The following is a 21020-nucleotide window of genomic DNA, read 5'->3' as shown; positions in this document are numbered from 1 at the left end:
GCCCTCCGGCCTTTAAGAAGCGCCGCTCGGCAGGAGGATGACGCGCGCGGTGGAGGAGGAGCAGCATATCCAGCCGAATCGCCGCCCCTATAGCCGTCGTCGTCGCGCCGCCCTGGCCGGCACCGCGGTGCTGGTCGTCGTCGGCTCCGGCCTGTGGTTCGAGCGCCGGCCGATCCTGCGCCATTTCGTCACCGACACGCTGGTCCGGCGCGGAGTTCCGGCCCGCTATGACATCGCCGATCTGGGGCTGGGGCGGCAGCGGCTGACCCATGTCGTGATCGGCGATCCCGCCCGCCCCGACCTGGTCGCCGACTGGATCGAGACGCGCACCGATATCGGCCTGTCCGGCGTGTCGGTGCAGCAGGTGCGCGCCGGCCATGTCCGGCTGCGCGCCGAACTTCGCGGTGGCAAGCTGCGGCTGGGGGCGCTCGACCGGCTGATGCCGCCATCGTCGGGCAACCAGCCCTTCGCCTTGCCCCGACTTTCGGTGGACGTGGCGGACGCGCGCATCCGGCTGACGACGCCCGCCGGGCTGGTCGGCATCAAGCTGCGCGGCAAGGGGCGGCTGGACAACGGCTTTCGCGGCACGCTGGCGGCGGTCGCGCCCGACCTGAGGCTGGCGGGCTGCGCCGTGACGAACCTGTCGGCGGCGGTCGACGTGCGGATCGACCGCGCCCGTCCGGAACTGGTCGGCCCGGTGCGGGTCGGGCGGCTGGCCTGTGCCGACACTCGCGTCGCCGATCTGCGCGCCGACCTGTCGGTCGACCTCTCCGCCGCGCTCGACCGGTGGCAGGGGGATGCGCGGCTGACCAGCGCGGCGGTCGAGGCCAAGGGCGTCACGCTCGCCGCGATGCGCGGTCGGCTGGACTTCACCGGCGATGCCTCGGGCACCGGCGGGCGCGCCGACCTGCATGGCACCGGCCTGCATATGGAACAGGCGCGGGCGGCGACGGTGCGCCTCTACACGCGCTATGCGATCGGCCCGGCGGGCGTCAGCGGCAAGGGGGTGGTCGATGCACAGGACGCGGCGCTTGCCCCGGCCATGCTGGCCCGGCTCGACGGCATTCCGGCGCTTGCCGGCACGCCGCTCGCCCCCTTGCGCGACCGTCTGGTGATGGCCAGCCGGGCGGCGGCGGGTCGCTTCGACCTGCATCTGCCGTTCGCGGCGGAACTGCAAGGCGGAACGGGGGCGGTGACGCTGGGGGCAGGGCGGATCGATGCGGCGACCGGCGCACGGCTGACGCTGACCGAGGGAGCGCTCGGCTATCGATGGCCGGCGGGCGGGCTGCATCTCGACGGGCGGGTGACCAGCAGCGGCGGCGGCCTGCCCGAACTCGCGATCATGGCCCGGCGGCGCGCGCGCGATGGGCGGCTGACCGGCACCGCGACGTTGCGCGCTGCCTATGAAGCGGGGAATGCCAGCCTGGCCGCCACGCTGCTGAACTTCGCGCTGGGGGGACGCGGCGAGACGCGGCTGGCGACGGACCTCCGCCTGACCGGACCGCTCGGCGACAACGGCCGGATCGAGGATCTGCGCCTGCCGCTGGCGGTCCGCCGGACGCGTGGCGGTTGGCAGGTGGAGCCCGGCTGCGTGCCCGTGGGATGGCGGCGGCTCAGCATCTCCAGCCTGACGCTCGACCCCGCGCGCCTGAACCTCTGTCCCACCGGCGGTACGCTGCTCGCCGTGGCGGACGGACGCGTCGCCGGTGACGCACGGCTGGCGGCGACCGCGCTGCGCGGCCGGATAGGGCGGACGCCGCTGGCGATCGATGCGGCGGGGGCGCGGTTCGACGTGGCGACGCAGGGCTTCACGCTGGACGACGTCAAGGCGCGGCTCGGCGAGCCAGACCGACCGACCCGGATCGATGCGACGACGCTGACCGGGCGGATCGCGAACGGCGCGATCGCCGGCACGTTCACCGGTGGCGCGGGACAGATCGGCGCGGTGCCGTTGCTGCTGTCCGATGCGACCGGCAACTGGCGCTTCCGGGGCGGCGTGCTCGATCTGGACGGGGCGCTGACCGTCACCGATGCGCAGACCGACGCGCCGCGCTTCAAGCCGGCGGCGGGGCGTGATGTCACGCTGCGGCTGGCGGGGAACCGGATCGACGCCGCCGGGACGCTCTACGAACCGACCACCAATATAGCGGTCGCCAATGTCGCGCTGCATCACCTGTTGGACAGCGGCACCGGTGCGGCGGACCTGACGGTGCCGGGGCTGGTCTTCACCAAGACATTCCGGCCCGATCTGCTAACCCCGCTGACCTTCGGCGTGATCGCCGATGTGAAGGGCAAGGTGACCGGGGCGGGCCATATCGCCTGGGGCGACCAGGTGACGAGCACCGGTGCCTTTACCAGCCAGGGCATCGACCTCGCCGCCGCCTTCGGTCCCGCCACCGGCATCGCCGGCACGATCCGCTTCGACGACCTGCTCGCGCTGCACACGCCGCCCGGACAGGTGGTGACGGTGAAGACGGTCAATCCGGGCGTCGCGGTCAATGACGGGGTGATCCGTTTCCAGCTGCTGGGCGGGGTGCGCGTGCAGGTCGAGGATGCGCGCTGGCCCTTTGCCGGTGGCGCGCTGACGCTCGACCCGACGCTGCTCGACTTCGCGGCGGAGCGGGCGCGCCGCATGACCTTCCATGTCTCCGGTGCGCGCGCCGACCAGTTCCTCCAGCAGTTCGACTTTCCCAATCTCGACGCCACCGGCATCTTCGACGGGACGCTGCCGATGATCTTCGACGATCGCGGCGGCCGGATCGAGGGCGGGCGGCTGGTGGTGCGCGACGGCGGCGGCACGCTCGCCTATGTCGGGGTGCTGGGGCAGAAGCAGCTCGGCACCTGGGGCAATCTGGCGTTCCAGGCGCTGAAGTCGCTCCGCTATCGCAGCCTGACGATCAACATGGACGGGCCGCTGGGCGGCGACATGGTGACCGCGGTCCGCTTCACCGGCGTGCAGCAGGGGCAGGGGGCGAAGAGCAATTTCATCATCCGCCGGTTGCAGCAGCTGCCCTTCACCTTCAACATCCGCATCCGCGCGCCGTTTCGCGGCCTGCTCGACTCGGTCTCCACCTTCTACGATCCTAAGCTGCTGGTCGAGCGCAACCTGCCCGCGCTGATCGAAGCGCAGAAGCGCAAGGCCGAAAATACCGGGTCTGCGCCGGCGAAGGCGACGCCGCCCCTTTCCATTCAGACCCCCGTAAGCGAGAATCGGCGATGAAGCGTTCCAGGTTGACGACGATGCGAGCGATCACGATCTGTACGATGGCGATTTTGACCGGGGCGACCGGCGGCTGCATCAATGTGAACGCGCCGACCAAGCCGATCGAGATCAACCTGAACATCAATGTCACGCAGGAAGTGGTGTACCGCCTCGACAATGAGGCCAAGTCGCTGATCCAGCAGAATCCGGGGATTTTCTGATGAAGACCATGGCGAAGATGACGATGGCGGGCCTGGTGGTCCTGGCCAGCCTGTCGACCGCCGCCTGGGCGCAGCGCGATCCGGCCTATGCGGCGGCGCGCGCGGCGGGCGAGGTGGGCGAGCTGCCCGATGGCTATCTGGGCTTGGTCGGGAGCGGCTCGGCGGAGCTGCGTGCGCTGGTCAACGCGATCAACATCCAGCGCAAGGCGGCTTATACGCAAAAGGCGCAGGCGACCGGCGCGACGGTGGAGCAACTGGCCTTCACCAGCGGCTGCAACCTGATCGCGCAGACCAAGCCGGGCGAGAAATACCGCGCGCCTGATGGCGGCTGGAAGACGCGCACCGCCGCTGCGCCGGATCGCGATCCGCGCTGCGTGTAAGGGGGCGGGGCGACGTCGGGTCGGGGACGAAACGTCTCCCCGGCAGGGGGAGGCGTGGTCGGGCCGATCCAATCAGAACAGCCCCGGCACCTCGCGCTGCGCCGCGCTCGGCCGGGCCGCCCGGACCAGTTCGCGGCCGGCGGCGGAGAAGCTGGTCGCATCGCCGCTCCGCGCCGTGATCGAGGTGCAGCTTCGCCCGGCCAGGAAATCGAGCGCCGCCCGGGTCGAGGATTCGGCGGGATCGCCCATCGGCCGGCTCAGATCGTCGCTGGCCTGACAGGTGGTGCCGAGGGTCGATGCCAGGCCGGTATAATAGCCGCCCTGGCGCGCGCTGTTCTGAGTCGCGATGGCGACGACGCGCAGCCGGTCGTCGCATTGCGCGCGGTCCAGCGCGATCTGTCCGACCGGCTTGCCATAGGTGTTGGTGCCGACCAGCGCCATGCTGGTGCCCAGATAGGGCGACATGGCATTGATCAGCAATTCGCTGGCCGAGGCGGTGCCGCGCGTGCCGATGAAGGCGATGCGGGTCGGCGCGATCGACTGGGACTGTGGCGCGAAATAGCGGGTCTCGTTGTTCGACGATTTCTCCGGCCGGAAGGTCGTATAATGGAATACGTCCGATGTCTGGCGATTGCCGCCGAGCAGGTCGCCCGCCAGCTCCGCCGTGTTGATCAGGCCGCCGCCATTATAGCGCAGGTCGATGATGACCCTGGTGATGCCCTGCTCGCGGAAACCGTCGAAGGCGGAGCGGAGCTGCGCATCGGCTGTGTTGATGAAGGTGCGCAGGTTGAGATAGCCGACCTTCTGGTCGCCATCGTTGATGATCTGCACGCCGTAGCGGCTGGAGATCGGGGTCAGCGTATAGACCGCCTTGGCGATGCTGACGTCCCGCGTGCCGCCGTTCGCGGTCTGGAGGCGGAAGACACGGGTGGTGCCGGCCGTGTCCGGGCCCAGGGCGTTGCCGATGCCATAGGTCGGGTCGGCGGCGGTGATCGCGGCGATGCTGCGCACGTCGCTGCTGCTGGTGCCGATGCCGACGATCTGCGCACCGCGATCGACCCCGGCGGCCAGCGCGGGCGCGCCCTCGAAGCTTTCGGTGACGGTCAGCGCGCTGTTGCCACTGGCGATGCTGAGCCGGAAGCCGAAACCGGCGCTCTCGCCCGAGTCATAATAGGCATTCTCCTCCTTGATGGAGGCGAGATGGGTGAAATAGCGGTCCTTGGATTGGTCGCGCGCCGTCTTGGTCAGGGCGTCGATATAATCGTCGACGGTCGCATAGCCGGCCGGGCTGAGGCTGGTGGGCAGCGTTTCGGGGAAGAGATACCATTCGCGCAGCTGCGCCGCCGCCCAGTCCTGCCGTTCGCGCAGCGAACAGCCGCTGGCGGTCGGGGCGGGCGTCGCGGCGGTGCCGCCGCCCGCGCTGCCCCCGCTGGAGGTGCTGGCGTTCGACCCGCCATCGCCGCCGCATCCCGCCAGCATCGCTGCCAAGGCGAGCATCGCCCCGAACCGTTCGTGTCTCACGCGCTACTCCACCTGATCGGGGAGGAGGCTATTGCGGCCAAGCGGCCTTGTCACTCGCAATCCGCTATCGATCCGGGGCGATCTCGGTTGCGGTTATCCGATGTGTGCCGACGATCAGGCGTCGGTGGGGTAGAGCGCGGCCGCCAGCCGCCGGCCCTCGGCGCGCAGGACGCCCCAGGCGCGGGCGGCGGCGCGGCTGTCCATCGTCTCGACGCCGATGCCGCGCGCGTCGAGCGCCTCGACCAGGGCGCGGGGCGGTCGGGCCAGTCGCGCGCCGGTGCCGATCAGGATGAATTCGGGCAGCGGATCGAGCAGCGGCGCGATCGCCTCGACGGTCAGGTCGGCGATGGCGGGCGGAGCCCAGTCCATCGCCGTGTCCGGCGTCAGCAGCAGCGCGGTCGCGACCGTCACGTCGTCCAGCCGGTATCCGTTGCCCGAAAAGCCCCGGATTTCCGGCCCGGTGACCGGCTGGCCGCGATCCATGCGCATGATGCCGTTTCCCTCAGCGCTGACGCGGGACGATGCGCTCGGCATCGTCGATCTTGGTCTTGTCGGTCGTGCCCGGCTTCTCGCGGTTCGGCTCGGCGCGGAGACCCAGCGCGATCAGCAGCGACGACGACACGTAGATCGACGAATAGGTGCCGACCACGATGCCCAGGATCATCGCCGCGGTGAAGCCGCGCAGCACATGGCCGCCCAGCGCCAGCATCGCGACCAGCGCGAGCAGGATCGTCACCGAGGTCATCACCGTGCGCGGCAGCGTCTCGTTGACCGAAAGGTTGATGATGTCGCGCATCTCCATCTTGCGATAGCGGCGCATATTCTCGCGGATGCGATCGTCGATGACGATCTTGTCGTTGATCGAATAGCCGATGATGGTCAGCACCGCCGCGACGATGTTCAGGTCGAACTCGAACCGGGTCAGCGCGAAGAAGCCGAGCGTCATCAACAGGTCGTGGACGATGGCGACGATGGTCGACACGCCGAACTGCCATTCGAAGCGGAAGATCGCGAACAGGCCGATGCCCAGCACCGCCAGCACGACCGCCAGGATGCCGTGCTGGACCAGCTCGCCCGACACCTTGCCGGATACGGTCGAATAGCGGCTGAAGGTTGCGCCGGGGAACGCCTTGCCCAATGCGGCCTCGACCTGGCGGACGACGCGGTTGGTCGCGCCATCGTCCGCGCCCTGCTGCACCGGCAGGCGGATCGACAGCGCGCGCGGATCGCCGACCTGCTGGATCGCCGCCTCGCCGACGCCCAGCCCGTCGATCACCTGTCGCACCCGGTTCTGGTCGGGCGGGGAGGGGAAGCGTTCCTCGATCATCAGGCCGCCGACAAAGTCGACGCCCATGTTGAGGCCGCGCGTGAAGACCAGGCCGACCGCCAGGATCGACAGCGCCAGCGTCAGGCCGAACGCCCATTTGCGCAGGCGGACGAAGTCGATGTTGGTATCGTCGGGGACGAGCTTGAGGAGTTTCATGGTTCTGCTCGCCTCAGATGTTGATCGTCTTGGGCTTGGTGCGGCGAATCCACTGCACCACCAGCATCCGGGTGAAGGTGACGGCGGTGAAGACCGAGGTGACGATGCCGATCAGCAGCACCACCGCGAAGCCCTTCACCGGGCCGGAGCCCAGCACCAGCATGATCAGACCGGAGATCGCATGGGTCACGTTCGCCTCGAAGATGGTGCGGCTGGCCTCCTTATAGCCCAGCTCGACCGACTGGACGACGCTGCGCCCGCGCCGCCGTTCCTCGCGGATTCGCTCGTTGATCAGCACGTTGGCGTCGACCGCCGTACCGATCGTCAGCACGAAGCCGGCGATGCCGGGCAAGGTCAGCGTGCCGCCCAGCACCGCCAGCACGCCGACGATGACGAACACGTTGATGACCACCGCCAGGTTCGCGTAGAAACCGAAGCGGCCATAGGTCACCAGCATGAAGATCACGACCAGCGCCACCGCGATCGCCGAGGCGAGCAGGCCGGCGCGGATCGAATCGGCGCCCAGATCGGGGCCGACGGTCGATTCCTCGATCACCTTGAGGTCCACCGGCAGCTTGCCCGAGCGGAGCGCGATGGCAAGCTGATTGGCCGAATCGACGGTGAAATTGCCCTGGATATAGCCGCGCCCGCCCAGGATCGGCGTGTTGATGCTGGGCGCCGAGATCACCTGATTGTCGAGGATGATCGCGAAACGCTTGCCGACATTGTCGGTCGTCGTCCTGGCGAAGCGGCGGCCGCCCTGGCCGTCGAAGGTGAAGTTGACGATCGGCGCGTTGGTCTGCGGGTCATAGCCCTGCGTCGCGTCGACCAGCTGGTCGCCGGAGATGACGGTTGAGCGCTTCACCGCGATGCGCGCGTTCGGGCCGCCATCGACATAGGTCAGGATCTGCGCGCCCAGCGGCGCGCGATTGGCGGCGAGATCGGCCGGGGAGACATTCTCCTCGACCATCTTGAATTCCAGCTTGGCGGTCTTGCCGAGCAGGTCCTTCAGCGCCTGCGGATTCTGGAGGCCGGGCACCTGCACCAGGATGCGGTTGCTGCCCTGGCGCACGATGGTCGGCTCACGCGTGCCGAGTTCGTCGATGCGGCGGCGCACGACCTCGGTCGCGTCGCCCATCGCGGTGTTGATCGCCTGGTCCAGGCCCGCCTGGGTCGGCTTGAGCACGAACCGGCTGGAATCGACGACCTGGATGTCCCATTCGCGCTGGCCGGTCATGCCGGCCCCGCCGCCCGCCACCGACAGCAGCCGCTCGCGCGCCGCGTCGACCTGCGACGAGTCGCGGAGCATGAAGGAAAGCTGGCCGTTGCGGGTCGAGATGTCGCCGATCGCGATGCGCGGATTGCCGCGCTTCATCTCGGCCGCGATCTGGTCGCGCATCGTCTCCAGCCGGGTATTGGCCAAATCCTGCGTGTCCGCCTCCAGCAGCAGATAGCTGCCGCCGGCCAGGTCGAGACCCAGGTTGATGCGGGGCTTCGCCGGCAGATGCGCGGCGAGGTTGCTCGGCAGGATACCCGACAGGACGCTCGGCATGGCCAGCGCGACGAGCGCCGCCAGCACCGCATAGATCGACCAGACCTTCCAGCGCGGAAAATCCAGCATCAGTCGTTCGCCGGCTTCGCGAGCGGATTGACCACCTCGGCGATCGTCGCCTTGACGACGCGGACGCGCGTGTTGGCGGCGATCTCCGCCTCGACATACAGGTCCTCGACCTTGGTGACGCGGCCGACGATGCCGCCGGCGGTGACGATCTGGTCACCCTTCTTCACCGCCTGGATCGCCGTCTGCAGCTGCTTCACGCGGCGCTGCTGGGGGCGAATCATCAGGAAATAGAAGACGATGAAGACCAGGAACAGCGGCGCGAGGCTGAGGAAGCTCGCAATGCCGCTCGCGCCGGCGGCGCCGCCCGCGGTCTGGGCGTAAGCAGAGGGAATGAACATCGGACCCGTCATGGCTGGTCGGCGGGGGAACGCCCCCGCGCATGAAGCGTGGCCGCTACCATCCGGCGCGATTTATGGCAATCGTCGCGGAACAGCCTCCAAGCCGCTTGCATCCTGCGCCGACCGCGCGTAGGAGCCGCCCTCCGGTCGGGACGTAGCGCAGCCTGGTAGCGCATCACACTGGGGGTGTGGGGGTCGCAGGTTCGAATCCTGTCGTCCCGACCAATATTCTTCTCCACATCGCCAGCAGTCGAACCGCGTCACGGCCTTCGCCGTGTACGGTGCCTGCGCGATGTCCGACCATTTCGGTCCATGTTCTCCGCCCGACTGTCTTCCCGTTGTCAGACGGTCGTGCCAGTTTGCCGGCCACGACTCGGATGGGGCCGAGTCGCCTGGGGGTAATCAGATTATGGCGAGGATGACGCGCGTCCTGTTGGGCGCGGCGATGATGATGTCCGTGCAGGGGGCGCAGGCCCAGACGGCGACCGCACCGGTGCAGCCGGTCGCGACGGCCACGAGCGCGGCGACGCTGCGCACCGGCACCGAAGTGCCGCTCCGCCTATCGGAGGAGCTGACCACCAAGGGCAAGAAGCTGCGCGTCGGCCAGCGCTTCCACCTGGAGGTGGCGGAGCCGGTGATGGTGCAGGGCGTGACCGTGATCCCGGCGGGCAGCCCGGCGATCGGCGAGGTCACCGAGGTCACCAACAAGGGCATGTGGGGCAAGTCGGGGCATCTGGGCGCGCGGTTGCTCTACGCCACGGTCAACGGCCGGCAGATCCGCTTGAGCGGCGCGTTCGACGACAAGGGCGTGGCCGGCGGCGTCGGCGCGGTGGCGGCCTCGGCGATCGTCTTCCTGCCGGCCGGCTTCTTCATGACCGGCACCAGCGCGCGCGTGCCGATGGGCACGATCATCAAGGGATTCGTCGACGAGGACGTGCCGCTGGCGATCGCGACCGGCACGCCGCCGCCGCTCGCCATTTCCGCACCCGTGCCGGTTGCGAGCGGGCAGTAAGCATTGGGCCCGTCCGCCGGTCCGATCCGGCGGACGGACCTGTCGTTCAGCCCGGCAACAGGCCGAGCTGCGTCGCATAGCCGGCGAACAGCGTCGGCCAGGCGGCGGTGGCGACATTGGCCTCCAGCCGGACGCCGAAGCCATGGCCGCCCTGGTCGAAGGCGTGGAGCGTCGCCGGCCGCTTGCCCGCCAGCATCGCCTGGTAGAGGGCCAGGCTGTTGGCGATCGGCACCAGTCCGTCGTCGCTGGCATGGGTGAGGAAGATCGGCGACGTCTCCGCCGTGACCAGCCGCTCGACCGAGCCGCGCTGCCGGGCGGCGAGATCGGCATTCGGGCCGAGCAGATTGTCGCGCGATCCTCCATGGGTGAAGGGTTCGGCCAGCGACACCACCGGATAGATCAGCCCGGCCAGATCAGGTCGCGCCGATAATCGGTCGGCCGCGTCGACCGGCGCATAGGTCCGCTCGGCATGGCGGGTGGCGAGGCTGCCGGCGAGATGCCCGCCCGCCGAGAAGCCCAGGATCATGACATGCGCCGGATCGATCCGGTCCTGGCCGGCGCGCGCGCGGATCAGGCGCAGGCCGCGCTGCGCATCCTGGAGCGGCACGGTGGCGCGGTTCGCCCAGCCTTCGCCGGGCAGGCGGTAGAGGAGGATATAGGCGGTGATGCCGCGCGCGTTGAGCCAGCGGGCCTGTTCCTCGCCCTCATTGTCCCAGGCCAGGAAGCCATAGCCGCCGCCGGGGATCAGCATCACCGCGCTGCCATTGGGGGTGGCCGGGCGGCGGACGGCCAGGGCGGGGCGATCCACGCCGGTCACCCAGCGGTCGTCGAAGCCGGGCGACTTGGAGCGCTGGTCGATCTTGAGCACCGGCGCGCGCGACGGGTGGCCGGGCGCGGCGCCGGGCCAGAGCGGCAGGACCTCGCCCGCCTGGGGGCCGGTGGCGCCGGACGCAATCTGGGCCTGGGTCTGTGCCTGGGCGGCGGTCGCGATCAGCGGGGCGGCGGCGAGGCCCGCGAGCAGGGCGCGGCGGCCGAACGCCGGCAGTGGGTCGAAATCGGTCATAAGCGCCTCTCCAATAGCGGGATTCGCACCAGCATAGCGCCCGACCCCGAACAGCAAAGGGGCGGCGGTGCCCCAGGATTGCCGCCCCCGTTACCGTTCGTTCCGATGCGGGAGATCAGCTGTGGCGCAGCACCGAGGCGCGGCGGCGATAGCGGGCCGCGCCGCCGACCAGCGCGAAGCCGGTGAGCATCAGCGCCCAGCTCGCCGGCTCCGGCACCACGGCCGCCGCTGCGGTGGTGAAGCGGAAATTGGCGTCGCAGGGGTTGGGCGACCGAATACAGGCCTGATCGCTGTCGATGGCGCGGGTCAGCGCACCGTCCGCATAGCCGTCCGTGCCGTTGCGATAGCCGAGCACGACGTTGCTGGTGTCCGAGGTCAGCACCGCGCGATAGGTCTGGTTGGCGCTCACCGCCACCGAACCGGTGAAGACGGTGACGAAGTCGCCGAGCGACCGGAACACGAGGCCGGTCAGGCTGGTCGTCCGACCCTGCACCAGCACCGTGTTGTTCTGGTCGAGCAGCGAGAAGACCACCGAGCCGGTGGTGGCAGTGCGGCTGGTGCTGCCGAAGGTGAAGGCGAAGCTGGTCAGCAGATCCTCGGTCGGCTTGAAGCTCTGCTCGAACGCGCCGAAGGTGGCGATGCTGGCGCTGGCGGTGCCGCCCTTCACCTCGACCACCGCAGCCTGGGCGGTGGTGGCGGATAGCGTGGCGACGGCGGCGAGCGCGATGGCGGCGAAACGGGTCATTAGGATATCCCCCTTATGGATCGATGCTGGCCCTTTCGTTGCCAGCGCCATGTTGCAGTCCCAAGACGTTACGGCAGGCCCTTTGCGGGTAAACATGTCCGCTGCCATGACATCTGCGTCATTTTGGGACAGGGGCCGCCAGTGCCATCGATTCCAATGTCATGTCCCTGAAAAACGGTCGAATCGAAAATCGTCATGTCGGGTGTCATGAGGATTTGCCACGGCTCTGTCACATGGGCAGATTAACGACCTGTTAGGGACGTCGAGCGGCGTCCATCCGCCGTCCGGGGGAGTGCCGGGGCGGACCATGGCGACAGGGGGGTAGTGGGCGTGAGCACGAATTACTGGAATTTGGCCGGCGGCGACCTGTTTCAGGACTGGTCGAACACCAGCCTGATCCGCAGCAACGACGACTGGTCGAACGTGCCGTCGATCATGGGCTTTCTGGGCCGCGACGATTCGACCTCCAGGGCGGGGATCGATCCGCGCACGATCACGCTCGATCCCAGACCGGAAGCCGACGTCAACGCCAACCAGACCCGGCCCGACACCTTCTCGACCGGTGGCGTCGCCGAATTCGAGATCAGCAATCCAACCGTCGCGATCAAGGGATCGGGCACGGCGGACGCGCCCTATCTGGCGCTCTACCTGGATGCCACCGGCCGGCAGGGCGTGACCGTCTCGTTCAACCTGCGCGACCTGGACAACAGCGCCAACGACTCGGTGCAGCCGATCGCGGTGCAATATCGCCTGAGCGACAGCGGCGCCTGGGCGAACGTGCCGAACGGCTATGTCGCCGATGCCAGCGCGCCGCAAAGCGCGCCGGGCCTGGTGACGCCGGTCACGGTCGTGCTGCCCGACGATGCCAACAACGCCGCGACGCTGCAGGTCCGCATCGTCACCACCAACGCCGCCGGCACCGACGAATGGATCGGCATCGACGATATCCGCGTGACCACCAGCGGCGGCGGCGCAGCCTTGCCGGGCACGCTCAGCATCGCCGACGCCTCGGTGGTCGAGGGCGATGCGGGCACGCACCTGATCGACTTCACCGTCACCCGCGTCGGCGGGGCGAGCGGGGCGGTCGAGGCGGCTTACGCGATCACGCTGCCGGGCGGCGAGGGCGGCGCGGATGCGGGCGACTTCGCCGCGATGGCGCTGACCGGCACCGTGCGCTTCGCCGATGGCCAGACCAGCGCGACCATCTCGCTGCCCGTGCTCGGCGATCGCCTGCCGGAGCCGAACGAAAGCTTCTCCATCACCCTGTCGAACGCGACCGGCGGTGCTACGATCGACCGGGCCAAGGCGACCGGCACGATCCTGAACGACGATATCCTGCCGCTGAAGATCGGCCAGATCCAGGGCGAGGGCCATGCCTCCGCCTATGTCGGGCAGACGGTGGTGACGCGCGGCGTCGTCACCGCGGTCGACGGCAACGGCTTCTATCTGCAGGATCTGGGCGACGGCAATGCGCGCACCTCCGACGCGATCTTCGTCTACACCAACAGTGCGCCGGATTTCCTGGTCGGCGATGCGGTGAGCGTGCAGGGCGCGGTCAGCGAATATCGCGCCGGCACCGGCGGCCTGACCGTCACCCAGATCAGCGCGCCGACCGTGACGCTGGAGGGCTGGGACCAGGCGCTGCCCGACGCAGTGCTGATCGGCAAGGGCGGGCTGACCCCGCCGACCGGCGTGATCGACGATGACGGGCTGAAGAGCTACGACCCGACCACCGACGGCATCGACTTCTGGGAATCGCTGGAGGGGATGCGCGTCACGATCGACAATCCGCTCGTCGTCTCCAACACCACCAGCGACAGCTACAAGGAGACCGATGTGGTCGCCTCTGGCGGCGAGGGCGCGACCGGGGTCAACGATCGCGGCGGCATCACGATCGCCAAGGACGACTTCAATCCGGAGAAGATCCAGCTCCAGGGCAAGGCTGCCATCTATGATGGGTTCACCCCCAATTATTCGGTCGGCGACCACCTGAGCAGCGTCACCGGCATCGTCAACTATGCCGCCGCCCGTTACGAGGTGATCGTGACCGAGGCGGTGACGGTGACCCGGGACGTGACGCTCCAGAAGGAGGTGACGGCGCTGGCCGGCGACGCCACGCATCTGTCGCTCGCCACCTATAATGTCGAGAATCTCGACGCGTCGGACAACAAGTACGACGTGCTGGCGGCGGACATCGTCTACAACCTGCGCGCGCCCGACATCCTGGCGGTGCAGGAGATCCAGGACGCGAACGGCGCGCAGTCGGGCGGCACGCTGTCGGGCGCGCAGACCGCGCAGGGGCTGATCGACGCGATCGCCAAGATCAATGGCGGCCGCTACGGCTATGTCGAGATCGCGCCGACCACCGCCAATTCGACCGGTGGCGAGCCGAACGGCAATATCCGGGGCGGCTATCTCTATAATCTCGACCGGGTCAGCTATGTCGAGGGCAGCGCCGAGCTGATCACCGGCTCCGCCTATAACAACAGCCGCAAGCCACTGGTCGCGCAGTTCCAGTTCGGGGCCGAGACGATCACCGCGATCAACGTCCACCTGACCTCGCGCGGCGGCAGCGACCCGCTCTGGGGCGCGACCCAGCCGCCCGCCGATGCCGGCGACGCGGCCCGCACCGCACAGGCGGCGGGCGTGAAGGCGTGGATCCAGGAGCATCTGGCCGACGATCCCAAGCTCAACATCGCGGTGCTGGGCGACTGGAACGGCTTCGCCTGGGAGGATGCGCAGACCCAGCTGACCGACCCGGCCAAGGGCGGGGTGCTGACCGACCTGGCGACCGCGCTGCTCGCGCCCGAGGAACGCTACAGCTATCTGTTCGACGGCAATGCGCAGGCGCTGGACCATATCCTGGTCACCGGCGGGCTGCTGGCCAAGGCGCAATATGACGCGGTCCACCTGAACTCGCAGTTCAGCGGCGACCGGCCGACCGACCATGATCCGCAACTGGCGCTGTTCGATTTCGGCGCCAAGCCATCCGCCGATGCCGAGGCGGTGGCGCAGGTCGAGACGGTCCGGGCCTTTGACGACCCGACCCACGATCTGGGCTTCGCGCATCATGGCGGCTGGGGCTTCATGCCGACGCTGGCGGACGGGATGCACCTGGCCTGAGTTGACGGCAACGTCGTTCCTCCCCGCTGGGGAGGTCGTCGCGAAACCGGTCGCACCACCCCTGCGGAGGCCGGGGTGGTGCGGTGTTCCCGACAATGGCCGGGCGAATGGCGATCCGACGCGATCGGCGATAGTAAGGAGTTCCCGCCCGGTCGGTCGCGAACCGGGCGGCGGCGACGTGAAGGGTGGGTATGCGTAGGACCAGCGGGCCCGGGGGGCTCCATCTGCCGCAGGGACCGATGCGCGCCGCGCTGGAGCGGTGCCGCCGCCACCTGCTCGGCGCGGCCGGGTTCAGCGCGCTCGTCAACCTGCTCTACATCGTGCCGACGCTCTACATGCTCCAGGTCTATGACCGGGTGGTGCCGACGCAAGGGGTGCAGACGCTCGGCTTCCTGACCCTGATCCTGTTGTTCGCGCTCGCCTGCCTGGCGCTGCTCGACCGGGTGCGCAGCCGGCTGCTGGTGCGCGCGGGCATCCGGCTGGATGCGGACCTCGCGCCGCTGCTGCTCGACGCGACCATGGCGCGGCCCGAGGCGCCGGCCGCGCGGGCGGCGATGCGCGAGTTCGACGCGATGCGCGGCGTGCTGACCGGGCCGGGGATGCTGGCGCTGTTCGATGCGCCCTGGACGCCCATCTATGTGCTCGTCTGCTTCCTGGTCCATCCGTGGATCGGGCTGGTCGCGCTGGTCGGCGGGGCGATCCTGCCGGCCATCGCCTGGCGCAACGAGGTGGCGACGCGCGGGAGCATGGCCCGTGCGCAGGAGGTGGCGACCCGCACCTATGCCGCGCAGGACGCGATGCTGGCGGCGGCGGAGAGCGTGCGCGCCCTGGGGATGCGCCGCGCGCTGGTCGCCCGCCAGGTCCGCCAGCGCGAGGCGATGCTGGTCGCGCAGACCGAGGCGGGGTTCCGCGCGGGCGGCTATTTCACCGCGACCAAGTTCGTGCGGTTGGCGCTGCAATCGCTGGCGCTGGGGCTGGGCGCGCTGCTGGCGGTGGACAACAAGATCTCGGGCGGCGCGATCTTCGCCTCCTCCTTCCTGATCGCGCGGGCGCTGGCCCCGATCGAGCTGCTGATCGGCAATTGGAAGGGGATCGCCCAGGCCCATGCCAGCTATCGCGGCCTGGATGCGCTGCTCGCCGGTGCGCCGCTCGCGGCCGACGTCACCCAATTGCCGCCGCCGCGCGGCAGCCTGAGGCTGGAGGGGGTGACCCTGCTCAACGCCACGCGCGACGCGACGCTGCTCAACGCCGTGTCCTTCGCGGTCGCGCCGGGCGAGGTGGTGGCGATCGTCGGCCCCTCGGGCGCCGGCAAGTCGACGCTGGTCCGCGCGATCGCGGGCGCGCTGCCGATCGACCGGGGGCATGTCCGCATCGATTCGGCCGACCTGAACGACTGGGAGCCTGAGCGACTGGCCCGGCATATCGGCTATCTGCCGCAGGATTCGGTGCTGTTCGAGGGAACCATCAAGGAGAATATCGCCCGCTTCGACACGGAAGGGGCGGCCGATCGCGCCGCGATCGATGCGCAGGTGGTGGCGGCGGCGGAGATGGTCGGCGCACAGGACCTGATCCTGCGGCTGCCCGGCGGCTTCGACCACCGGCTGGGCCTGGGCGGGCGCGGCGTGTCGGCCGGGCAGGCGCAACGGATCGCGCTGGCGCGGGCGGTCTATGGCGATCCGGCGCTCTACATCCTCGACGAACCCAATGCGCATCTGGATGCCGAGGGCGATGCGGCGCTCAACGCGGCGATCGGGCGATGGAAGGCGGCGGGCAAGACGATCCTGATCGTCTCGCACAAATCGGGCGTGTTGCCGGTGGTCGACAAGATCCTGGTGCTGCGCGACGGACGGGCGGAGCTGTTCGGCCCGCGGGACGAGGTGCTGTCGAAGATCGCGCCGCCGGGCGTGCGGCGGATGACGCCACCCGGCACCGGCGTCGTCGCCAAGGGGGGCGCGGCATGAGCGCGCCGCTGGTCTTGGCACCCGAGGAGGGCGCACGCCGGAATCCGGCGATCGCCGCGCTGGGCGATCCGGCGCACGACATCCGGGTCGGGCTGATCGTCGCGGCGTTGTTCTTCGTGCTGTTCCTGGGCTGGGCGGCGATCGCGCGGCTCGATGCGGCGGCCTATGCCTCGGGCGTGCTCGAAGTGTCGGGCCAGCGCCAGGCGGTGCAGCATCGCGAGGGCGGGGTGGTCGGCGACCTGCTGGTGCGCGAGGGGCAGAGGGTCCGGCGCGGGCAGTTGCTGATCCGCCTGGTCGCCGCCGATGTGCGGGCGCAGGAGCGCGCGCTGGCGGCGCAGGCGGTCCGGCTGCTGGCGCAGCGCGCCCGGCTGGAGGCGGAGCAGATGGGCGCGGCCCGCCTCGCTCCGCCGCGCGAGTTCGCCGCGCTGCCGGCGGAGGACCGGCCGGCGGCGGCGCTGGCGCTGAAGCTGCAGCAGAGCGAACTGGACGCGCGGCGCGCCACGCTGTCGGCGCAGCGCGGCGCGCTCGGCCAGCGGGTGGCGCAGTCGGCGCAACAGGGGCGCGGCTATGGCACGCAGGTGACCTCCGCCGAGGAACAGTTGCGGCTGGTCGACCAGCAACTGGCGGCGCTGCGGCCGGTGGCGGAAAAGGGCTTCGTCTCGCAGACGCGGTTGCGCGAGCTGGAGCGGCTGCGCGCCGAATTGATGGGACAGCGCGGCCAATATGCCGCCAGCGTCGCCCAGACGCGCGAGGCGGCGCGCGAGAGCGAGATCGGTGCGCTGGAGGCGGAACGCAGCTTCCGCGAGCGGACCGCCGCCGATCTGCGCGACGTCGATACGCGGCTGGGCGACCTGCTCCCCAAATTGGCGGCGGCGCGCGACCAGCTTGCCCGCACCGACATCCGCGCGCCGGCGACGGGGGCGGTGATCGGCCTGACCGTCTTCACGCGCGGCGGCGTGATCGCACCGGGCCAGACGCTGATGAGCATCGTGCCCGAACGCGTGCCGCTGCGCATCCAGGCGCGGATCGGGCTGGACGATGCGGACGACCTGCACACCGGGCAACGCGCGCTGGTCAAGTTCCCCAGCCTGCACGACCGGACCCTGCCCGACCTGACGGGGACGATCACGCGCCTGTCCGCCGATGCGGTGACCGACGAGAAGACCGGCGCGGGCTATTTCACCGCCGAGGTCACGGTGCCGCGCGACCAGCTCCGCCGCCTGAACGTCGTGCGGGGCCGCGATTTCAAATTGCGCGCGGGGATGCCGGTCCAGGTGCTGGTCCCCCTGCGCAAGCGCACCGCGCTCGATTACGCGCTGGAGCCGCTGGTCGGGGCCTTCTGGTCGTCGTTCCGGGAGCATTGAGGGGAAGGGGCAGCCGTTCCCGCACTCTTCGTTCCCCGGCGAAGGCCGGGGCCCAGTTGGGGGACATAGGGGACGACGCGTATCGCTCCGTTACCTCCACCTTCCCAACTGGGCCCCGGCCTTCGCCGGGGAACTGGAAGGGAATAGGAAGCGTCCTCGGCCGCCGACACGACGTCTTTACGTCGCGGGACCCGTATCGTTCGAAAGGGATAAGGTCCGGGAGGTTCTGTTGCCCGGCCCTCCCGGTTGCCGCTGGAATCCCCTTCTGTTGCCCGGTGGGGTCCGACCGCGCTATTTTGGTGTAACGTCAGGCCGTGAGGCCCTCAGTTACGCCGCAATCGCGAGTGCTTCGTTATCGTTGGCACTTGTGTAATGGGCCGTTGCGGTGGTCCCATTCCGAGCGAAAACAGCGCCTTTCAATACACGTCGATCCTAGTTCGGCCCCGTCATTCCGGTCGCCCGAGCCATGGCTGAAAGCCATGGTCGACCGGCCCGAATGGTGGAGCCGCCGGGTACCGCCCCCGGGTCCGCTGCATCTATTCTACGCCGCGATTTATCGCCATAGCCGGCCAAAGCCGGCACCGACCGATATAGGGCGTGCGCGGGCACATGCAAACGCCTTTCGCTCGCCACAAATCAGGACCATATCGACCCGCATCATGTTGACCCAGCGTTCCCGTTACGCCCTGCGCTCCCTGCTGTTCTTGGCCACCGCCCCGGTGGGCAGCGCGCCGATCCCGATGACGCGGATCGCGGCGGAAGCGAACGTGCCGCGCAAGTTCCTGGAACTGATCCTGGCCGACCTGCGCGAGGCGGGGCTGGTGCTGAGCCATCGCGGCAAGCATGGCGGCTATCTGCTGGCCCGGCCGGCGCACCTGATCTCGCTGGGCGACATCATCCGCACGATCGAGGGGCCGCTGGCGCTGGTCCCCTGCGTCAGCCGCACCGCCTATCGCCGCTGCACCGACTGCAAGGACGAGGCGGCCTGCGCGATCCGCCAGGCGATGGCGCGGGTGCGCGACGAGACCGCGCGCATCCTGGACGGGACCAGCCTGGCCGACGCCACCGCCGAGCAGCTGGTCGCGGCCTAGGCTTCGAACGGGCCTTCCGCCGGCGGCACAAGCTGGTAACGGGGCGGCGATGGCCAAGCTCTATTTCTATTATGCGTCGATGAACGCGGGCAAGTCGACCAACCTGTTGCAGGCCGACTTCAACTATCGCGAGCGCGGCATGGCGACGATGCTGTTCACCGCCGCGATCGACGACCGGTTCGAGGCGGGGACGATCGCGTCGCGCATCGGCCTGACCGCGCCGGCCACGCCCTTCGGCCCCGCCACCGACCTCTATGCCTGTATCGACGACCGCCATGCCGAGACGCCCCTGTCCTGCGTGCTGGTCGACGAGGCGCAGTTCCTGAGCGGCGGACAGGTCGACCAGCTCGCGCGCGTCTGCGACCGGCTGGGCGTGCCGGTGCTGGCCTATGGCCTGCGCACCGATTTCCAGGGCGTGCTGTTCGAGGGATCGGCACGGCTGCTGGCGCTGGCGGACGAGCTGACCGAGATCAAGTCGGTCTGCGTCTGCGGCCGCAAGGCGACGATGAACCTGCGCGTCGACGCGGAGGGTGCGCCGGTCGTGCAGGGATCGCAGACCGAGATCGGCGGCAACGACCGCTATGTCGCCCTGTGCCGTCGGCATCATGCCGAGGCGCTCCTCCAGGCGGAAGGATAAGGCGATGCACGGCTGGATCATCCTCGACAAGCCGCTGGGCCTGGGGTCGACGCAAGGGGTGGCGGCGGTCAAGCGCGTGCTGCGCCAGGCTGGCCATGGCAAGGTGAAGGTCGGCCATGGCGGGACGCTCGACCCGCTGGCGACCGGGGTGCTGCCGATCGCGGTGGGCGAGGCGACCAAGCTGGCCGGGCGGATGCTCGACAGCGACAAGGTCTATGCCTTCACCATCCGTTTCGGCGAGCAGACCGATACGCTCGACGCGGAAGGGCCGGTGATCGCCACCAGCGCGGTGCGGCCGACGCCGGATGCGCTGGCGGCGGTGCTGCCGCGCTTCACCGGCCCCATCGCGCAGGTGCCGCCGATCTATTCGGCACTCAAGGTCGATGGCGAGCGCGCCTATGACCTGGCGCGCGCCGGCGAAGCGGTGGAGCTGAAGAGCCGCGACGTGGTGATCCGGGCACTGACGATCGAGGCGGCTGCGGCGGCCGGGCCGCTGGACGAGGCGACGCTGGTGGCGCATGTCTCCAAGGGCACCTATATCCGCAGCCTGGCGCGCGACATCGCGCTGGCCCTCGACACGGTCGGCCATGTCACCATGCTGCGCCGGGTCAGGGCCGGGCCTTTCGACCTGTCGGGCGCGATAACGCTGGACAAATTGAACGAAATGGGGCAGGCGCGCGCCCTTGAACAGATACTCCTGCCGTTGAGGGCGGGGCTGGACGACATCCCGGCTCTTGCTCTCTCTCCCGACCAGGCAGGGGCGCTCCGCCAGGGGCGTGTATTGGTCGGGGTGCATGCCGATGACGGCGCGGCCTTCGCGATGCTCGACTCCGCCCCCGTGGCGCTGGTCGACGTGATCGCGGGCGAGGTCCGTGTCGTTCGCGGCTTCAACCTCTGATTGAAAGGATGACGATGTCGATCACGGCAGAGCGCAAGCAGGCGCTGATCAAGGAACATGCCCGCGAAGAGGGTGACACGGGTTCGCCCGAGGTGCAGGTCGCGATCCTGACCGACCGCATCAAGAACCTGACGGAGCATTTCAAGGGCCACGCCAAGGACAACCATTCGCGCCGCGGCCTGCTGATGCTGGTGAACAAGCGTCGTTCGTTGCTGGACTATCTCCGCAAGAAGGACGGCGACCGGTATCTGGCACTGATCGCGAAGCTCGGCCTTCGCAAGTAATTCGGAAGGGCGCCCTCGCGGCGCCCTTCTCGTATCTGCCCGCCCGCAATTCGGCGCGGTGGGCATGGGGGCGACG

18 protein-coding genes, 1 tRNA gene and 1 other RNA gene are annotated in these 21020 nt (G+C 69.4%); 12 read left to right on the top strand and 8 right to left on the bottom strand.

The window, feature by feature from the left end; all coding sequences use genetic code 11:
* Positions 1-37 precede the first annotated feature (37 nt).
* The 3 genes from BRX43_RS15170 to BRX43_RS15160 are packed head-to-tail and all read left to right on the top strand — an operon-like array spanning position 38 to position 3803.
* The gene (locus BRX43_RS15170; RefSeq protein ID WP_125995937.1) at positions 38-3220 is read left to right on the top strand and encodes a YdbH domain-containing protein; all 3183 of its coding nucleotides are present in this window, start codon (positions 38-40) and stop codon (positions 3218-3220) included.
* Positions 3221-3264: 44 nt separating this feature from the next.
* On the top strand, positions 3265-3423 hold the full coding sequence (locus BRX43_RS15165; RefSeq protein WP_309658375.1) for a YnbE family lipoprotein: 159 nt from the start codon (positions 3265-3267) through the stop codon (positions 3421-3423).
* Positions 3424-3431: 8 nt separating this feature from the next.
* Positions 3432-3803 carry a YdbL family protein gene (locus BRX43_RS15160; protein ID WP_241214983.1) on the top strand — a complete coding sequence of 124 codons (372 nt, stop codon included), beginning with the start codon at positions 3432-3434 and terminating at the stop codon, positions 3801-3803.
* A gap of 72 nt (positions 3804-3875) precedes the next feature.
* Here the strand turns inward: BRX43_RS15160 and BRX43_RS15155 are convergent, their stop codons facing one another.
* The 5 genes from BRX43_RS15155 to yajC all read right to left on the bottom strand — a co-directional run bounded on the left by BRX43_RS15155 (position 3876) and on the right by yajC (position 8766).
* Positions 3876-5300 carry a S41 family peptidase gene (locus BRX43_RS15155; RefSeq protein WP_125995945.1) on the bottom strand — a complete coding sequence of 475 codons (1425 nt, stop codon included), beginning with the start codon at positions 5298-5300 and terminating at the stop codon, positions 3876-3878.
* Between the two features lie 138 nt (positions 5301-5438).
* On the bottom strand, positions 5439-5813 hold the full coding sequence (locus BRX43_RS15150) for an Mth938-like domain-containing protein (RefSeq protein ID WP_241214981.1): 375 nt from the start codon (positions 5811-5813) through the stop codon (positions 5439-5441).
* A 13-nt stretch (positions 5814-5826) separates the two neighbouring features.
* Positions 5827-6807 carry a protein translocase subunit SecF gene (secF, locus tag BRX43_RS15145; protein ID WP_125995933.1) on the bottom strand — a complete coding sequence of 327 codons (981 nt, stop codon included), beginning with the start codon at positions 6805-6807 and terminating at the stop codon, positions 5827-5829.
* 13 nt (positions 6808-6820) lie between these two features.
* Complete coding sequence (gene secD / locus BRX43_RS15140) at positions 6821-8428, bottom strand: protein translocase subunit SecD (RefSeq protein WP_125995932.1); 1608 nt, start codon at positions 8426-8428, stop codon at positions 6821-6823.
* On the bottom strand, positions 8428-8766 hold the full coding sequence (gene yajC / locus BRX43_RS15135) for a preprotein translocase subunit YajC (RefSeq protein ID WP_125995931.1): 339 nt from the start codon (positions 8764-8766) through the stop codon (positions 8428-8430). The genes secD and yajC overlap by 1 nt, the downstream gene beginning before the upstream one ends.
* Positions 8767-8914: 148 nt before the next feature.
* On the opposite strand from yajC, the gene BRX43_RS15130 reads away from it, so the two are divergent.
* A tRNA-Pro gene (locus BRX43_RS15130) sits at positions 8915-8991 on the top strand.
* A 193-nt stretch (positions 8992-9184) separates the two neighbouring features.
* Complete coding sequence (locus BRX43_RS15125; RefSeq protein WP_125995930.1) at positions 9185-9778, top strand: hypothetical protein; 594 nt, start codon at positions 9185-9187, stop codon at positions 9776-9778.
* Positions 9779-9824: 46 nt separating this feature from the next.
* Here the strand turns inward: BRX43_RS15125 and BRX43_RS15120 are convergent, their stop codons facing one another.
* Positions 9825-10841 (bottom strand): alpha/beta hydrolase, encoded by a 1017-nt coding sequence (locus BRX43_RS15120; RefSeq protein ID WP_125995929.1) that lies wholly within the window; start codon positions 10839-10841, stop codon positions 9825-9827.
* A 115-nt stretch (positions 10842-10956) separates the two neighbouring features.
* Positions 10957-11586: a PEPxxWA-CTERM sorting domain-containing protein gene (locus BRX43_RS15115; RefSeq protein ID WP_164523629.1), complete on the bottom strand. Its 630-nt coding sequence runs from the start codon at positions 11584-11586 to the stop codon at positions 10957-10959.
* Positions 11587-11916: 330 nt separating this feature from the next.
* Between BRX43_RS15115 and BRX43_RS15110 the strand changes: the two genes are divergently transcribed.
* The 3 genes from BRX43_RS15110 to BRX43_RS15100 all read left to right on the top strand — a co-directional run bounded on the left by BRX43_RS15110 (position 11917) and on the right by BRX43_RS15100 (position 18034).
* A complete protein-coding gene (locus BRX43_RS15110) occupies positions 11917-14709 on the top strand; it encodes an endonuclease/exonuclease/phosphatase (RefSeq protein WP_241214980.1) in 2793 nt (930 codons plus the stop codon).
* A gap of 239 nt (positions 14710-14948) precedes the next feature.
* On the top strand, positions 14949-16670 hold the full coding sequence (locus BRX43_RS15105; RefSeq protein WP_125995927.1) for a type I secretion system permease/ATPase: 1722 nt from the start codon (positions 14949-14951) through the stop codon (positions 16668-16670).
* Positions 16667-18034 (top strand): HlyD family type I secretion periplasmic adaptor subunit, encoded by a 1368-nt coding sequence (locus tag BRX43_RS15100; RefSeq protein WP_125995926.1) that lies wholly within the window; start codon positions 16667-16669, stop codon positions 18032-18034. The genes BRX43_RS15105 and BRX43_RS15100 overlap by 4 nt, the downstream gene beginning before the upstream one ends.
* Positions 18035-18287: 253 nt before the next feature.
* Here the strand turns inward: BRX43_RS15100 and ssrA are convergent.
* Positions 18288-18654: a transfer-messenger RNA gene (gene ssrA / locus BRX43_RS15095) on the bottom strand.
* 39 nt (positions 18655-18693) lie between these two features.
* Here ssrA and BRX43_RS15090 point away from each other — a divergent pair.
* Genes BRX43_RS15090 through rpsO form a run of 4 tightly spaced genes read left to right on the top strand, consistent with a single transcriptional unit; the run spans position 18694 to position 20944 of the window.
* On the top strand, positions 18694-19125 hold the full coding sequence (locus tag BRX43_RS15090) for an Rrf2 family transcriptional regulator (RefSeq protein WP_125995925.1): 432 nt from the start codon (positions 18694-18696) through the stop codon (positions 19123-19125).
* A gap of 49 nt (positions 19126-19174) precedes the next feature.
* On the top strand, positions 19175-19762 hold the full coding sequence (locus BRX43_RS15085) for a thymidine kinase (RefSeq protein ID WP_125995924.1): 588 nt from the start codon (positions 19175-19177) through the stop codon (positions 19760-19762).
* A gap of 4 nt (positions 19763-19766) precedes the next feature.
* On the top strand, positions 19767-20660 hold the full coding sequence (gene truB / locus BRX43_RS15080) for a tRNA pseudouridine(55) synthase TruB (RefSeq protein WP_241214979.1): 894 nt from the start codon (positions 19767-19769) through the stop codon (positions 20658-20660).
* 14 nt (positions 20661-20674) lie between these two features.
* Positions 20675-20944 carry a 30S ribosomal protein S15 gene (gene rpsO, locus BRX43_RS15075; protein ID WP_125995922.1) on the top strand — a complete coding sequence of 90 codons (270 nt, stop codon included), beginning with the start codon at positions 20675-20677 and terminating at the stop codon, positions 20942-20944.
* Positions 20945-21020: the final 76 nt, after the last annotated feature.

Origin of the sequence: Sphingomonas sp. S-NIH.Pt15_0812 (genome assembly GCF_003951315.1) — a bacterium.
In the GTDB taxonomy this organism is placed as follows: domain Bacteria; phylum Pseudomonadota; class Alphaproteobacteria; order Sphingomonadales; family Sphingomonadaceae; genus Sphingomonas.
The sequence above is the reverse complement of the archived record's forward strand: the minus strand, read 5'-3'. Positions and strand labels throughout refer to the sequence as shown.